Genomic DNA, 16,208 nt, shown 5'->3' with positions numbered 1-16,208 from the left:
CCTACTTTCTTTTGATAGTTTTTTTATATATTTCGCGACGGTTTTCAATTTCACTTAAAAATTGAAGGTAATTATCATAACGAACTTCCCAGATTTGACCATTTTCCACTTCATCTTTAACAGCACAAGAAGGTTCATGGGTGTGGGTACAGGAACGGAACTTACAGCCATGACTGGCCTGACGAATTTCTGGAAAAGCTTCACTCAAATCTTCTGCATTAGCCACTTCATAGTCTAGTGAAGAGAACCCAGGTGTGTCAGCAATCTTCCCACCATGAACATCATAAAGGCTTACAGCCCTTGTTGTGTGACGACCACGACCTAGACTGTCCGAAATTTCACCTGTTTCTAAATTTAACTGCGGGGCAATACGATTTAGCAGAGTCGATTTTCCTACACCAGTCTGCCCCATGAAGACTGTGACTTTATCAGCCAAGAGAGGCAATAGTTCTTCCAAAGTAAAGACAAAATTAAAACCAATTCGTTGATACTGTGTTTGAATACTCTTCATCTCCGAATCATCTTCAACCAAGTCCATCTTAGAAATATAGATTACAGGTTTTATATGTTTATGCTCTAATAAAACCAAAAAACGATCCAAAAGATTACTGTTAAAATCTGGTTCCTTAGCAGACATAATAACCACAGCCTGATCGATATTGACAATGGGCGGACGCACTAGACTATTGATTCGTTGACCGATTTTAAGGATATAGCCCTCTGAATTTTCCTCTGCCGAAAATTCAACAAAATCTCCAACATAAGGTGTTTGCCCTTTTTTTCTAAAATTTCCTCGTGCACGCGTCTGGTAAACAACACCATCATGCTCTACATAATAGAAACCTGCTAGTGCTTTGATAATTCTTCCTTGCAAGTGAACTCCTCATTCGTTTAATAGCCTTATTATACCACAAAACTAGAAGCATTTCTGACCCAAAACAAGCACGGAGCACAATTCCTTTGGACTCCTTGAATTTTTACTAACTTGCAGTATAATAATACTATCACTGCGGAGGTGGTGGAATGGCAGACACGCATGCTTCAGGCGCATGTGCTTTTTCAAGCGTGAGGGTTCAACTCCCTTTCTCCGCATAGCAAAAATCCCACTGACATTCAGTGGGATTTTTGAATTATAGACCAGCTTCTCTCAAAGCATCTGAGAGACGTGCAAAATCCGAAATAGACAGTGCCTCTCCCCGAATAGAAGGTTTTATAGCTGCATTTTCCAAAGCCTGATCAAGCTTGTTTTTAACTTCTTCAGACTTACCAAAATGACTTGTCAGATTATTCCAAAGCGTCTTGCGACGATGCAAAAAACTAGCCTTTGATACACGGAAAAAGAAATCTTCGTCTTTAACTTCGACTAAAGGTTGCTTACGGCGTGTCATCTTCAAAATAGCCGAGTCAACATTAGGTGCTGGCACAAAAACTGTACGAGGGACAGCGAATGCCACCTTGGCAGTCATATAATATTGCACAGCGATGGATAACGAACCATAGGCCTTTGTATTGGGCTCAGCAGAAATACGATCTGCAACTTCTTTTTGCATCATAACAACAAATTCTGAAAAAGGAATCTTACTCTCAATCAAATGCATTAAAATTGGTGTCGTAATATAGTATGGCAGGTTGGCTACAACCTTGATTGGTAGATCTGGATTTTCAAATTCTTTGACACGTGTCTGTAAATCTGCCTTGAGAACGTCTTCGTTAATCACTTTAACATTATCATGATCACGCAAAGTGTCTTCCAAAATCGGAACCAATCGCTCATCAATTTCAAATGCCATAACTTCCGAAGCATTTTCAGCCAAGAATTCAGTTAATGCTCCAATACCTGGCCCAATTTCGATAACATTGACATTTTTATTAATCTCTGCCGTATCAACAATCTTTTGTAAAATATTTGTATCTGTTAAGAAGTTCTGTCCAAAAGACTTCTTAAAGGTAAAACCGTGACGTTCAAGAACAGCCTTGGTCACACTATAATCTGCAATTCTCATTTATTCTCTTTTCTTATTTTTAATATCAGGATTCTTGTTGCCTTGATTCAAAATTAAATCAGATTCTTAATTATCTCGACTGCTAAAATAAACTATTTAGCAGCAACTTTAGCGACTTCTTAATTTCTAAGAGCACTAATAATCCTAGTATTTCGCCATGACCTCTTCAAGCTCTTCTAAAGTAATTCCAAACAATTCCAAACGTTTTAATAGTTGCTTTCCATTGCAATAACCAATACGAAGCGCTTCCCCCAAATATTCTCGACGTTTACGGCTATCCGATCCCATCAAAAGTCCTAACTTCATGAGATCTGATTTACGAATATCAAACTGATTATCATCATCGTAACTACCTAGAACTCCAGCCAGTGCCTTCTGAATATCTTCAAAATTTGCATGCTCGACTCCCAAGGAACGGCCTCTTGTCTTAGATTTTGGACTTGCTTCACCACGGTTCAAAAAAGCATGCTTTGCTGTCGGAACAGCTTCCATGATGATTTTCCGAATACGTTCTCCATTATAATCTGGATCTGTGAAAACAATCACTCCTCGTAATTCATTAAGCTTATCGATACGCTCTAAGTCATCCTCATTAATAGCAGAGCCTCTAGTTTCATAGGTATCCACCTCATAAAAACGTCTCAAATTTGCCGTATCATCCTTGCCTTCTACGACGATAACTTCTTGAATTTTTATTTTACTCATTCAGACCAAAAATCCTCATCGCATTGTCATAAGTAACTCTTGCAATCTCTTCACTTGTTAAACCACGAAGCTCGGCAATCTTATCCACCACATAACGTGTATACCCTGTACGATTTTCACGACCACGTTTTGGCACAGGTGCTAGATACGGTGCATCTGTTTCAACTAAAATCTTATCTAAAGGTAAGTACTGGGCAGCTTCTTGAACATCCAAAGCCTTCTTAAAAGTTACAACACCTGAAAATGAAATCATCATACCGAGCTCAACAAATTTTTGAGCCATCTCCAGGGACCCTGAGTATGAGTGCATAATCCCACCACAAGGACCAACCCCAACTTCTTTAATAATCTCGTAAGTATCCTCTATTGCGTCACGTGTGTGTACAACGAAAGGCAAATTATATTCCTTTGACAAGGCTATTTGACGCTTAAAGACCTCAATCTGAACCTCCTTAGAATCTTCCATCCAATAATAGTCCAAACCAATCTCCCCAAGTGCCACTACGTTTGGATTTCCCAATTGTGACACAATCATATCCTCAATTTCCTGAGTATATGATCCTGCTTCTGTAGGATGCCATCCGATTGTACTATATAGCTGGTCGTATTGCTCTGACAGTGCTAAAGACTTCTTAATTGTCGCTTTATCAAAACCAACAATATTCATTTTAACAACACCAAGTTCAGCTGCAAAATCTACTTCTTCTTGTTCTTTTCCTGCAAAATTATCCACATTAAGATGGGTATGTGTATCAAAAATTTTAATCATAGGTCTATTATAACAAAAAGGAGCGAGCTTAGCTCACTCATCTTTTCATTTTATTAAACAAAGAGTCGCATATATTCTATCTTTGTACAGCGATTCATTACAATATCCTGTCTATTAGATTGACGAAGAATAGTCTCTGCCTCTTCATTTTCAAGACCGATTTGACTCCAAAAAATTCTGTCCTTCGTTTCAAGAAAATCATAAGCAACATCTGGTAAATACTCACTGCGTCTAAAAACATCAACAATATCTACTGAAAACGGGATGTCCTTAAGATAAGCATAAACATGCTCTCCTAGAAGCTCCTGACCTTCTAGTTTAGGATTTACTGGTATGATACGATAACCAGCAGCTTGTAGGAAATGCGCAACTTGATAAGATGCTGCCTCCTTACGATGAGATAGACCAACGATTGCGATAGTCTTTGCTGATTTTAAATAAGATTCTATAACCTCAGCACTAGGGTTTTGAAATGAATAAGACATTTGACTCTCCTCATCGTTCAAAAAAATAAACTCTCCCTAAATGGAATGGCCATGATTACTTAGCTAAGCTCAGAAACGATGGCTTTAATTTGTTCTTTTGTATGGACACCTGCAACTTGCTTAACAACCTCACCATCTTTTTTGAATAACAAAGTTGGGATAGACATAATTCCAAATTTTTGTGCTGTTTCTGGATTCTCATCAACATCAATCTTCACAATCTTTAGTTCATCTTCTGAAATCTCTTCAGAAAGTTGCTCAAGAATTGGTGCTTGCATCAAGCAAGGCCCACACCAAGTAGCCCAAAAATCAATCAAGACGAGTCCTTCAGCTGTTTCTTGTTCAAATGTAGAGTCTGTTACTACTTTTGTCATTTAATTATCCTCCTAGATATTATAAAACATTTGTAGACCTATTCTATATGATTCTAAAGGCCATTGCAAGAATTTGATACATACATAAGAATTTCTTATCAAATATTAGTCATTGCCTATCATGAACATCACTTGCCCATAGAATACCTTGAGAGTATAATAATAAATAAACTAAAAAAATAGAAGAGAGTAAATATGGATAAAGATGCAATGATTACCTATCTCATAGGTGAACTCAAAAAAGAAAATCTAGAATTACATGATTTGATTGTTCCAGAAGAGCTCGAAGAAAAGCAGAAACTCCTAAGAGCACTCTTTAATACTCGTAAACCAATGGCAGCATCAACACAATTCTTGACCATACAAGACCTTTACCTACAAGTTAGAAAAGGTGAACGAGGAATTGTACAACTCAACTCTCTCCAGTCTATTCCTCAAGATAAGAGAATCTATCTATGGAAAGGTGATATTACAAGACTAGAGATCGATGCAATAGTAAATGCAGCAAATAAGACCTTACTTGGATGTATGAAACCACTCCATAATTGTGTTGATAATGCTATTCATACATATGCAGGTGTCCAGTTACGTCAGGCTTGTTTTGAACTCATCTTAGAACAAGGATATGAAGAACCAGTAGGAATGGCTAAAATAACCCCAGCCTACAATCTCCCTTCTGCCTTTGTTATCCATACAGTTGGTCCAAAAATTGGAAACCAAGTAACACCAATTGACGAAGATCTTTTGATTAAATCATATCTTTCAGTATTAGCACTAGCTGAAAAAAACAAGATAGAATCAATTGCTATACCATGTATATCAACTGGCGATTTCAATTTTCCAAAACAAAAAGCAGCAGAGATCGCAATCAAAACTGTAAAATCCTTTATTGATCACTCTGAAATTGTTAAAAAAGTTATTTTTAACGTCTTTGATGATGAAAATTTAAATATTTATCAAAAACTTCTTGCAGAATAAAAAAGAAAATCAAAATGATTTTCTTTTTTATTCTAAAGTTAATTGTTCTTTTGACAAAGCAAAGAATACAGGGAAATCATTTTTTAGATTAACAAAACTAGCTTCTTTAGACAAAAAACTATGCTCTGAAACAGTTGTACAAACTAGAATACAATCTTGATTTACCATTCTATACAGAAAAGAAAGTTTAGAAAGTTTAACACTTTTAACAGAAATCTCTATAGAAACCTGATCTGCGAAAGTTGTTGTAGCTTTGTATTCACACGAAATAAAAATAACAGGAGAAATAATACCCTCCTCTTCAATTTTTCATAAGGCCATCCTAAATTCCTTAGAAAAAAGTTCTGGCCTTTTCCATCCATTGAACATGATTTGAATGATGAGTAATTCCCATTCGATCTGTTTCATAATACTGACCCTCGTGTTTACAAACAAACATAAGAACCTCTAAATAAATAACTTAAGAGATAAAATCTAAAATGTCTTCCTCAGAGAGCGAAGAGTCACAAACAACCTTCGCAGCTCCTTTTTCTGAGACAAACAATGCAGGTACAGTCGCAATACCATAGCGTTTACGTAAAGCCTGAATCTCTCCCAGTTCATCAGTATTTTCACTATTAATATAAAAAATATTAAATTCAAACTTACGTGCAACATTTGATAATTTAGGCTCAAAAAGCTGACAATACGGGCACGAAGGACGTCCAATAAACAAAATAAATTTTTCAGCTGAAGCAATGTTCTCCTTAGCCGAAGAGACAGAAATGGGCGTAAAAGCCGATGCAAAAATTGACATAATAATACCTCAAATAAAAAATATATTCATATAATACCTAAAAAATTAGTAATTAACAAGAAAACAAACCAAAAAAGCTAGACAATGTCTAGCTTAAAAAATATACTCCGCCAGTAGGACTCGAACCTACGACATCATGATTAACAGTCATGCGCTACTACCAACTGAGCTATGGCGGATAAAGGCTAAGCGACTACCGTATCTAACAGGGGGCAACCCCCAACTACATCAGGCGTACTAGGGCTTAACTTCTGTGTTCGGCATGGGAACAGGTGTATCTCCTAGGCTATCGTCACTTAACTCTGAGTATTCTCAACTCAAAATTGAATATCTATACTGTATCAAGAAACCAAATCGTTGTCAATATATCTCAGTTACATTCGTTGGATAAGTCCTCGAGCTATTAGTATTAGTCCGCTACATGTGTCACCACACTTCCACTTCTAACCTATCAACCTGATCATCTCTCAGGGCTCTTACTGATATAAAATCATGGGAAATCTCATCTTGAGGTGGGCTTCACACTTAGATGCTTTCAGCGTTTATCCCTTCCCTACATAGCTACCCAGCGATGCTCTTGGCAGAACAACTGGTACACCAGCGGTAAGTCCACTCTGGTCCTCTCGTACTAGGAGCAGATCCTCTCAAATTTCCTACGCCCGCGACGGATAGGGACCGAACTGTCTCACGACGTTCTGAACCCAGCTCGCGTGCCGCTTTAATGGGCGAACAGCCCAACCCTTGGGACCGACTACAGCCCCAGGATGCGACGAGCCGACATCGAGGTGCCAAACCTCCCCGTCGATGTGAACTCTTGGGGGAGATAAGCCTGTTATCCCCAGGGTAGCTTTTATCCGTTGAGCGATGGCCCTTCCATACGGAACCACCGGATCACTAAGCCCGACTTTCGTCCCTGCTCGAGTTGTAGCTCTCGCAGTCAAGCTCCCTTATACCTTTACACTCTGCGAATGATTTCCAACCATTCTGAGGGAACCTTTGGGCGCCTCCGTTACCTTTTAGGAGGCGACCGCCCCAGTCAAACTGCCCGTCAGACACTGTCTCCGATAGGGATAACCTATCTGGGTTAGAGTAGCCATAACACAAGGGTAGTATCCCAACAACGCCTCACTCGAAACTGGCGTCCCGAGGTCATAGGCTCCTACCTATCCTGTACATGTGGTACAGATACTCAATATCAAACTGCAGTAAAGCTCCATGGGGTCTTTCCGTCCTGTCGCGGGTAACCTGCATCTTCACAGGTACTAAAATTTCACCGAGTCTCTCGTTGAGACAGTGCCCAAATCATTACGCCTTTCGTGCGGGTCGGAACTTACCCGACAAGGAATTTCGCTACCTTAGGACCGTTATAGTTACGGCCGCCGTTTACTGGGGCTTCAATTCATGCCTTCGCTTACGCTAAGCACTCCTCTTAACCTTCCAGCACCGGGCAGGCGTCACCCCCTATACATCATCTTACGATTTAGCAGAGAGCTGTGTTTTTGATAAACAGTTGCTTGGGCCTATTCACTGCGGCTGACCATCAGTCAGCGCCCCTTCTCCCGAAGTTACGGGGCCATTTTGCCGAGTTCCTTAACGAGAGTTCTCTCGCTCACCTGAGGCTACTCGCCTCGACTACCTGTGTCGGTTTGCGGTACGGGTAGAGTATAATTAACGCTAGAAGCTTTTCTCGGCAGTGTGACATCACTAACTTCGCTACTAAACTTCGCTCCCCATCACAGCTCAATGTTAAAGATATAAGCATTTGACTCATATCACACCTCACTGCTTGGCCAGACACTTCCAATCGTCTGGTTTAGTTAGCCTACTGCGTCCCTCCATCACTATATACTCTAGTACAGGAATATCAACCTGTTGTCCATCGGATACACCTTTCGGTCTCTCCTTAGGTCCCGACTAACCCAGGGCGGACGAGCCTTCCCCTGGAAACCTTAGTCTTACGGTGGACAGGATTCTCACCTGTCTTTCGCTACTCATACCGGCATTCTCACTTCTATGCGCTCCAGCACTCCTCACGGTACACCTTCTTCGCACATAGAACGCTCTCCTACCATACCTATAAAGGTATCCACAGCTTCGGTAATATGTTTTAGCCCCGGTACATTTTCGGCGCAGGGTCACTCGACTAGTGAGCTATTACGCACTCTTTGAATGAATAGCTGCTTCTAAGCTAACATCCTAGTTGTCTGTGCAACCCCACATCCTTTTCCACTTAACATATATTTTGGGACCTTAGCTGGTGGTCTGGGCTGTTTCCCTTTCGACTACGGATCTTAGCACTCGCAGTCTGACTGCCGATTATATCTCATTGGCATTCGGAGTTTATCTGAGATTGGTAATCCGGGATGGACCCCTCACCCAAACAGTGCTCTACCTCCAAGAGACTTAACATCGACGCTAGCCCTAAAGCTATTTCGGAGAGAACCAGCTATCTCCAAGTTCGTTTGGAATTTCTCCGCTACCCACAAGTCATCCAAGCACTTTTCAACGTGCCCTGGTTCGGTCCTCCAGTGAGTTTTACCTCACCTTCAACCTGCTCATGGGTAGGTCACATGGTTTCGGGTCTACGACATGATACTAATGCGCCCTATTAAGACTCGGTTTCCCTACGGCTCCGTCTCTTCAACTTAACCTCGCATCATATCGTAACTCGCCGGTTCATTCTACAAAAGGCACGCTCTCACCCATTAACGGGCTCGAACTTGTTGTAGGCACACGGTTTCAGGTTCTATTTCACTCCCCTCCCGGGGTGCTTTTCACCTTTCCCTCACGGTACTGGTTCACTATCGGTCACTAGAGAGTATTTAGGGTTGGGAGATGGTCCTCCCAGATTCCGACGAGATTTCTCGTGTCTCGCCGTACTCAGGATACTGCTAGGTATAAAGACTATTTCGAATACGAGGCTATTACTCTCTTTGGCCTACCTTCCCAGGTAGTTCTTCTATAATCTTTAAGTCCACGTTGCAGTCCTACAACCCCGAAGAGTAAACTCTTCGGTTTGCCCTCTTGCCGTTTCGCTCGCCGCTACTAAGGCAATCGCTTTTGCTTTCTCTTCCTACAGCTACTTAGATGTTTCAGTTCACTGCGTCTTCCTCTACATTACCTTAACAGTAATGAGTGACAGGCATTACCTGCCGGGTTCCCCCATTCGGACATCTCTGGATCATTGCTCACTTACAGCTCCCCAAAGCATTTCGTCGTTAGTCACGTCCTTCATCGGCTTCTAGTGCCAAGGCATCCACCGTGCGCCCTTATTAACTTAACCTTATTTTGGCCTTTCGACCTAACTCATTAAATATTCACAGCGTTTCGGTTTATTTTCTTGTTACTATCTATATGTAATTACTTACATATGGAATTTGATATAGATATTCAATTTTCAATGGACAATACTTGAATCTTTCGATTCAATGGAGCCTAGCGGGATCGAACCGCTGACCTCCTGCGTGCAAAGCAGGCGCTCTCCCAGCTGAGCTAAGGCCCCACAAGACCTCTCAAAACTAAATAAGAAACTCAAGTACATTCCGTTTTTCCTTAGAAAGGAGGTGATCCAGCCGCACCTTCCGATACGGCTACCTTGTTACGACTTCACCCCAATCATCTGTCCCACCTTAGGCGGCTGGCTCCAAAAGGTTACCTCACCGACTTCGGGTGTTACAAACTCTCGTGGTGTGACGGGCGGTGTGTACAAGGCCCGGGAACGTATTCACCGCGGCGTGCTGATCCGCGATTACTAGCGATTCCGACTTCATGTAGGCGAGTTGCAGCCTACAATCCGAACTGAGATTGGCTTTAAGAGATTAGCTCGCCGTCACCGACTCGCAACTCGTTGTACCAACCATTGTAGCACGTGTGTAGCCCAGGTCATAAGGGGCATGATGATTTGACGTCATCCCCACCTTCCTCCGGTTTATTACCGGCAGTCTCGCTAGAGTGCCCAACTGAATGATGGCAACTAACAATAGGGGTTGCGCTCGTTGCGGGACTTAACCCAACATCTCACGACACGAGCTGACGACAACCATGCACCACCTGTCACCGATGTACCGAAGTAACTTTCTATCTCTAGAAATAGCATCGGGATGTCAAGACCTGGTAAGGTTCTTCGCGTTGCTTCGAATTAAACCACATGCTCCACCGCTTGTGCGGGCCCCCGTCAATTCCTTTGAGTTTCAACCTTGCGGTCGTACTCCCCAGGCGGAGTGCTTAATGCGTTAGCTGCGGCACTGAATCCCGGAAAGGATCCAACACCTAGCACTCATCGTTTACGGCGTGGACTACCAGGGTATCTAATCCTGTTCGCTCCCCACGCTTTCGAGCCTCAGCGTCAGTTACAGACCAGAGAGCCGCTTTCGCCACCGGTGTTCCTCCATATATCTACGCATTTCACCGCTACACATGGAATTCCACTCTCCCCTTCTGCACTCAAGTTTGACAGTTTCCAAAGCGAACTATGGTTGAGCCACAGCCTTTAACTTCAGACTTATCAAACCGCCTGCGCTCGCTTTACGCCCAATAAATCCGGACAACGCTCGGGACCTACGTATTACCGCGGCTGCTGGCACGTAGTTAGCCGTCCCTTTCTGGTAAGCTACCGTCACAGTGTGAACTTTCCACTCTCACACCCGTTCTTGACTTACAACAGAGCTTTACGATCCGAAAACCTTCTTCACTCACGCGGCGTTGCTCGGTCAGGGTTGCCCCCATTGCCGAAGATTCCCTACTGCTGCCTCCCGTAGGAGTCTGGGCCGTGTCTCAGTCCCAGTGTGGCCGATCACCCTCTCAGGTCGGCTATGTATCGTCGCCTAGGTGAGCCATTACCTCACCTACTAGCTAATACAACGCAGGTCCATCTTGTAGTGGAGCAATTGCCCCTTTCAAATAAATGACATGTGTCATCCATTGTTATGCGGTATTAGCTATCGTTTCCAATAGTTATCCCCCGCTACAAGGCAGGTTACCTACGCGTTACTCACCCGTTCGCAACTCATCCAAGAAGAGCAAGCTCCTCTCTTCAGCGTTCTACTTGCATGTATTAGGCACGCCGCCAGCGTTCGTCCTGAGCCAGGATCAAACTCTCATTAATACTTTAATAATTGTTCGAGCGTTAACTCATTACCGTCGTCTGACGATTTATTCTTGTAAATTGACAGGTTATAATTCTTCTATCATAACCCTGCACTTGGTTTCTTATTCAGTTCTCAAAGGTCTTTGCCTCTCTTGAGACAACTTCTATATTCTAGCAAAGACAGAATATCTTGTCAACACTTTTTTTGAAGTTTTTTTCTCTTCTTCGTGCTGGCCGTCTCTCACGAAACAGCTTATTTATAATATCATCCCTTCTTAAACTTGTCAATAACTTTTTTAAAGTTTTGGAACCTTTACGAGTTAGAGACAAATCGCTTAAGACAACTTTTATATCTTAGCACCCTTTTGGATAGCTGTCAAGAGGTTTTAAAAACTTAAATATACAATACAAGAGATAAGTACACAATAAAAACTCATAAGATTTTCTTGTAAAATAGAATTGAACGAACTAGTTACGAAAGGAAGTCTTATGAGCTACCATCATTTTTCTATGTCACTTCATCGTCATCGTGCTCGTGCCAGTATTCGTAAGCACCGCCATCGTGGAAAGACAAGTCATCAGACTATTCAACTGCAGGAAAGCAAACTTAATAATAGGCCACGATAATGTCTTAACTGAAAAACACCTTATGAAGTATTCTAAGGGGAAAGTATGCACTTAATTTGACAATTCAAGAAAGAAAAAAAGCAGTAAATTCGGTACTGCTAAATAAATTATTTAAAAATTCCTGTTACTCGCATTATACCCATATTTTTCAATAAAGTCTTGACGAAACTCGAGTAAGTTGTCATCAACAATAGCTTGGCGCACCTTGGCCATCAAATTTACTAGGAAATAAAGATTATGATAACTTGTCAAACGAATTCCAAACGTCTCATCTGCTTTCAACAAGTGTCTCACATATGCACGTGTGTAATTCTTACATGTGTAACAATCACACTCTGGATCAATTGGGCTAAAGTCTTCTGCATAGGCAGCGTTTTTAACTACTAGGCGTCCATTGCTAGTCATACACGTCCCATTTCGAGCAATCCTTGTCGGCAAAACACAGTCGTACATATCGACTCCACGGATAACACCATCAATCAAACTATCTGGCGCCCCTACTCCCATAAGGTAACGCGGTTTGTTTTCAGGAAGTAGAGGTACAGTAAAATCTAGTACGGCATTCATCTCTTCATGAGTTTCTCCAACCGCAAGACCACCAATAGAATACCCTGGAAAATCCATAGAAACCAAATCATGCGAAGATTGTCTGCGAAGGTCTTCGAAACCAGCTCCTTGTACAATACCAAAAAGCCCTTGATCGTGTGGCCGACGATGGGCTTTTAGTCCACGCTCTGCCCAACGACTCGTACGTTCGATAGATTTTTTGACATAATCATATGGCTGGTAAAATTGCGGACATTCGTCAAAGCTCATCATAATATCTGAGCCGAGATTATTCTGAACTGAAATAGCTTTTTCAGGAGAAAGAAACATCTTACTTCCATTAAGGTGATTTTTAAAGGTTACACCTTCCTCTGAAATGTTTCGCTTTTCCGCCAATGAGTAAACCTGGAATCCTCCACTATCTGTAAGAATGGCTTGATCCCAATTCATAAACTTATGGAGTCCACCAGCTTTAGCAATAAGCTCATCACCAGGTCTCAGCCATAGATGATAAGTATTTGCCAAAATAATTCCTGAACCCATCTGCTTTAGTTCTTCAGGGGATTGCGTTTTTACAGTAGCTTGGGTACCGACAGGCATAAACATCGGTGTTGGAAAAGTGCCATGAGGCGTTATAATTTCTCCTAGGCGTGCTCCTGTGTATTTTTCTTTCTTTATAAGACGATATTTAATAGGAAAATCAATCATTTAAACTCCTTACATTAGGAAAAACAGTCCTAAGTATTTTTTTAGCGATCGGACATTATCCACAACTGCATTAGTGTATCAAATTTTATAAGAATTGTCAGCTCTCTATTTTCAAACTGTCGATTCAAACTCTTTAAAGCTCATCACCTAACAATTTCATCCGAAGCTACCAGCCGAGTCCTAAAGGCCTACCGAATGGTTTCCCTTCAGCACCACCTTTGCTAGCTGGCCCGACTAGCGGGTCTATTTTAGACTACTTTCTTTTATTCTTCTCACCTGTAAACGGATCATATTCCTCGAAAAGACTGAGCCGATCTGCTATCACGTCTTCTTGTAATTGATTACGAATATATGCTTCAATTCGCTTCTGATTTCGCCCAACTGTATCAACATAAAGCCCTCGACACCAAAATTTGCGATTCCCATATTTATACTTTAAATTAGCGTGTCGGTCGAATATCATTAAGCTACTTTTACCCTTTAAATATCCCATAAATGAGGAGATACTTAGCTTCAGTGGTATACTCACCAACATGTAAATATGATCTGGGCAAGCTTCTGCTTCATGAATTTCAATGCCTTTTCTTTCACATAATAATCGGAAGATTTGACCAATACTTGCTTTGTATTTCCCATAGATTATTTGACGTCTATATTTCGAGGCGAATACAATATGATACTTACAATTCCATGTAGTATGTGCTAAACTATTATTCTGTCTTATCAAGAATCCTCCTTTAATATACTAATTAATGGTCGGAAAACCTTATCTAATGAAACACTTTAGTTGGAGGATTATTTGATACATCGCTAAAAGCTTTTCGAAAACCACTAGCACAGCTAATGGTTTTCGAAAGACAACAAAAAAGGGCTCTATAATTTCTGTAGTGGGTAAATCCTCTATGGAGATTATGGAGCCTTTTTGATTGTAGAAAAAAAGTCCCATATGACCTATAATGAAAAGCGACTAAACCATCATTTTAGAAAGACTCATATGGAACAACTAAATCTTATCACAAATTTTCTTGGAATAAAAGACAAAAATATTATCATCACTAATGAATACGATATGGGAATGCACAAAGAACTTCACGGTTACTTGGATTACGAGTCTCCTAAATGTCCTGCCTGCAAGGGACAGATGGGCAAATACGACTTCCAGAAAGCCTCTAAAATCCCGTATCTGGAGTGTGCTGGCTACCGAACTCTCATTCGCCTGAAAAAGCGCCGTTTCAAGTGTAAGGAGTGCGGAAAAATGGCTGTCGCGGAAACTTCTCTGGTCAAGAAGAATCACCAAATCGCAACCGTCGTCTATCAGAAAATCGCTCAATTGCTCATTGAAAAACAGTCTATGACCGACATTGCCAAGCGCCTTGCCGTCTCTACCTCAACCGTCAGTCGCAAGCTAAATGAGTTCCAATTTAAAACCGACTGGAATTGGCTGCCTGAGAATATGAGCTGGGATGAGTACGGCTTCAAGAAGGGAAAAATGAGTTTCATCGCTCAGGATTTCGACTCATTAAAAGTCATCACAATCCTCGACGGACGCACGCAAGCAACGATTAGAAACCACTTCCTACGCTATTCCAGACAGGATAGAAATCGCGTTAAAGTCATCACTATGGACATGTTTAGCCCTTATTACGACATCGCCAGAAAATTATTCCCTAACGCTAAGATTGTCCTTGATCGCTTTCACATTGTGCAACACCTTAGTCGTGCTATGAACCGCGTCCGCATTCAAATCATGAACCATTTGGACCGTCAGTCACAGGAATATCGTGCCCTGAAACGCTACTGGAAACTGATCCAACAAGATAGTCGCAAACTCAACGATAAACGCTTTTATCGTCCGACTTTTCGTGCGCATTTAACCAACAAGGAAATCCTAGAAAAGCTACTGTCATACTCTCAAGAACTGAGAGAACATTATGAACTCTACCAACTTTTACTTTTCCATTTCCAAGAGAAGAACTCGGACCATTTCTTTGACCTCATTGAAGAGACGAGTTCCAGCGTACACCCTATCTTTCAGACAGTTTTTAGAACTTTTTTGAAAGATAAAGACAAGATTATCAACGCCCTCGAACTGCCGTATTCAAACGCAAAACTGGAAGCAACGAACAATCTCATCAAGGTCATTAAGCGAAATGCCTTTGGCTTCAGGAACTTTGAAAACTTTAAGAAACGGATTTTGATGGCAGTAAATATTAAAAAAGAGAAGACCAAACTGGTCCTCTCAAGAATTTAGCTTTTCATCTACCCACTACAGTTGACAAAGAGCCCAAAAAAGCAACAGTCTCGAGCACTGTTGCTTTCATGAATGTCTTAAGCTGCAAGAACTTTACGTCCTTTACGACGACGAGCTGCAAGAACGCGACGTCCGTTTTTAGTTGACATACGGTGACGGAATCCGTGTTTACGTTGACGACGGATTTTACTTGGTTGATAAGTACGTTTCACGTTGAATACCTCCTAATAAATTTTCGTATTCGTTTAGCCGGCTATTTTTGATCAGTTACTAAACATACCATATTATTTTATAGTAATAGCATGCTCTTGTCAAGAAATACTTAGAGATTATTTTCACCATAGCTTGAAGTACTAGAAAATTCATTAGTAAAAAGAACAGACCGATAACCGTAATAGAATGGTTTTAAAAATCTAGTATATATCACCCCCTTAACTCCTCACACTATCAATATTTAGTTATAAGGATTTAACTATTTTTGCAATATTTTTGAGCTTTATTTTTTGCTTTTGCTCACTCATATATTCAACACGTGCAAGCTAAGTGACTTTGAATAGTTTAATGCCACAAGTTTTTAGGATTTAATATTTTAAAACTTTGGTGTAGTCTTGCGCAAAAGGAAAAAATCTTGGGTGTATTATGTCTAGTAATAATCCATACCGTATCACCAAGTCTACAAGTCTCTATAGACTTTCATATTTATATCATGAGCTATGTCTCTTCTCCTATATGTGGCATCGAATTGTAAAACAGGATCAAACTTCTCTTTGTACAAATCAAAGATTCTAATGCCTTGTAGAGGGTGATAAATTCTTTTTTTCAGTCTCTAGTATAGAGAGATTGTAGCTATTGTTGTTTGGATATGCGTAGATAATCGAGA

At 41.0% G+C, this 16,208-nt stretch carries 13 protein-coding genes, 3 tRNA genes, 3 rRNA genes and 1 pseudogene; 4 read left to right on the top strand and 16 right to left on the bottom strand.

Annotated features, from left to right (window positions below; all coding sequences use genetic code 11):
- Position 1: 1 nt before the first annotated feature.
- On the bottom strand, positions 2-874 hold the full coding sequence (gene rsgA, locus MHH90_RS01255) for a ribosome small subunit-dependent GTPase A (protein WP_084829117.1): 873 nt from the start codon (positions 872-874) through the stop codon (positions 2-4).
- A 135-nt stretch (positions 875-1,009) separates the two neighbouring features.
- Here rsgA and MHH90_RS01250 point away from each other — a divergent pair.
- A tRNA-Leu gene (locus MHH90_RS01250) sits at positions 1,010-1,092 on the top strand.
- Positions 1,093-1,130: 38 nt separating this feature from the next.
- On the opposite strand, the gene rsmA is transcribed toward MHH90_RS01250, so the two are convergent.
- From rsmA to trxA, 5 genes are all read right to left on the bottom strand, one after another.
- On the bottom strand, positions 1,131-2,003 hold the full coding sequence (rsmA, locus tag MHH90_RS01245) for a 16S rRNA (adenine(1518)-N(6)/adenine(1519)-N(6))-dimethyltransferase RsmA (RefSeq protein ID WP_011227569.1): 873 nt from the start codon (positions 2,001-2,003) through the stop codon (positions 1,131-1,133).
- A gap of 144 nt (positions 2,004-2,147) precedes the next feature.
- Entirely contained in the window at positions 2,148-2,708 is a 561-nt protein-coding gene (rnmV, locus tag MHH90_RS01240; protein WP_024704318.1) for a ribonuclease M5, read from the bottom strand.
- Entirely contained in the window at positions 2,701-3,477 is a 777-nt protein-coding gene (locus tag MHH90_RS01235) for a TatD family hydrolase (RefSeq protein WP_002951968.1), read from the bottom strand. Before MHH90_RS01235 ends, rnmV begins: the two co-directional genes overlap by 8 nt.
- Positions 3,478-3,530: 53 nt before the next feature.
- Positions 3,531-3,962 (bottom strand): CoA-binding protein, encoded by a 432-nt coding sequence (locus MHH90_RS01230; protein ID WP_024704319.1) that lies wholly within the window; start codon positions 3,960-3,962, stop codon positions 3,531-3,533.
- Between the two features lie 59 nt (positions 3,963-4,021).
- On the bottom strand, positions 4,022-4,336 hold the full coding sequence (gene trxA / locus MHH90_RS01225) for a thioredoxin (RefSeq protein ID WP_002951972.1): 315 nt from the start codon (positions 4,334-4,336) through the stop codon (positions 4,022-4,024).
- Between the two features lie 195 nt (positions 4,337-4,531).
- On the opposite strand from trxA, the gene MHH90_RS01220 reads away from it, so the two are divergent.
- Positions 4,532-5,314 (top strand): protein-ADP-ribose hydrolase, encoded by a 783-nt coding sequence (locus MHH90_RS01220; RefSeq protein WP_011226585.1) that lies wholly within the window; start codon positions 4,532-4,534, stop codon positions 5,312-5,314.
- 27 nt (positions 5,315-5,341) lie between these two features.
- Here the strand turns inward: MHH90_RS01220 and MHH90_RS01215 are convergent.
- From MHH90_RS01215 to MHH90_RS01185, 7 genes and pseudogenes are all read right to left on the bottom strand, one after another.
- A pseudogene (locus MHH90_RS01215) lies at positions 5,342-5,753 on the bottom strand (thioesterase family protein).
- A gap of 21 nt (positions 5,754-5,774) precedes the next feature.
- Positions 5,775-6,110 carry a conjugal transfer protein TraF gene (gene traF / locus MHH90_RS01210; RefSeq protein WP_011681658.1) on the bottom strand — a complete coding sequence of 112 codons (336 nt, stop codon included), beginning with the start codon at positions 6,108-6,110 and terminating at the stop codon, positions 5,775-5,777.
- Positions 6,111-6,215: 105 nt separating this feature from the next.
- Positions 6,216-6,289, bottom strand: a tRNA-Asn gene (locus MHH90_RS01205).
- Between the two features lie 5 nt (positions 6,290-6,294).
- Positions 6,295-6,410, bottom strand: a 5S ribosomal RNA gene (rrf, locus tag MHH90_RS01200).
- A gap of 83 nt (positions 6,411-6,493) precedes the next feature.
- Positions 6,494-9,393: ribosomal RNA gene (locus MHH90_RS01195) — 23S ribosomal RNA — on the bottom strand.
- Between the two features lie 146 nt (positions 9,394-9,539).
- Positions 9,540-9,612: transfer RNA gene (locus MHH90_RS01190), tRNA-Ala, on the bottom strand.
- A 54-nt stretch (positions 9,613-9,666) separates the two neighbouring features.
- Positions 9,667-11,214: ribosomal RNA gene (locus tag MHH90_RS01185) — 16S ribosomal RNA — on the bottom strand.
- The 16S, 23S and 5S rRNA genes sit together here with 2 tRNA genes alongside, the layout of an rRNA operon.
- 471 nt (positions 11,215-11,685) lie before the next feature.
- Between MHH90_RS01185 and MHH90_RS01180 the strand changes: the two genes are divergently transcribed.
- A complete protein-coding gene (locus MHH90_RS01180; RefSeq protein WP_014608716.1) occupies positions 11,686-11,823 on the top strand; it encodes a hypothetical protein in 138 nt (45 codons plus the stop codon).
- A gap of 111 nt (positions 11,824-11,934) precedes the next feature.
- On the opposite strand, the gene tgt is transcribed toward MHH90_RS01180, so the two are convergent.
- Entirely contained in the window at positions 11,935-13,077 is a 1,143-nt protein-coding gene (gene tgt, locus MHH90_RS01175; protein WP_084829118.1) for a tRNA guanosine(34) transglycosylase Tgt, read from the bottom strand.
- Between the two features lie 253 nt (positions 13,078-13,330).
- Positions 13,331-13,801: an IS200/IS605 family transposase gene (tnpA, locus tag MHH90_RS01170; protein ID WP_109195039.1), complete on the bottom strand. Its 471-nt coding sequence runs from the start codon at positions 13,799-13,801 to the stop codon at positions 13,331-13,333.
- Positions 13,802-14,071: 270 nt separating this feature from the next.
- Between tnpA and MHH90_RS01165 the strand changes: the two genes are divergently transcribed.
- A complete protein-coding gene (locus MHH90_RS01165) occupies positions 14,072-15,328 on the top strand; it encodes an ISL3-like element ISSth1 family transposase (protein WP_011681055.1) in 1,257 nt (418 codons plus the stop codon).
- Positions 15,329-15,405: 77 nt separating this feature from the next.
- Here the strand turns inward: MHH90_RS01165 and rpmH are convergent, their stop codons facing one another.
- Complete coding sequence (gene rpmH / locus MHH90_RS01160; protein ID WP_002953513.1) at positions 15,406-15,540, bottom strand: 50S ribosomal protein L34; 135 nt, start codon at positions 15,538-15,540, stop codon at positions 15,406-15,408.
- Between the last annotated feature and the right edge of the window lie 668 nt (positions 15,541-16,208).

Origin of the sequence: Streptococcus sp. FSL E2-3488, assembly GCF_038003585.1 — a bacterium.
GTDB classification, from domain to species: Bacteria; Bacillota; Bacilli; order Lactobacillales; family Streptococcaceae; genus Streptococcus; species Streptococcus thermophilus.
The sequence above is the reverse complement of the archived record's forward strand: the minus strand, read 5'-3'. Positions and strand labels throughout refer to the sequence as shown.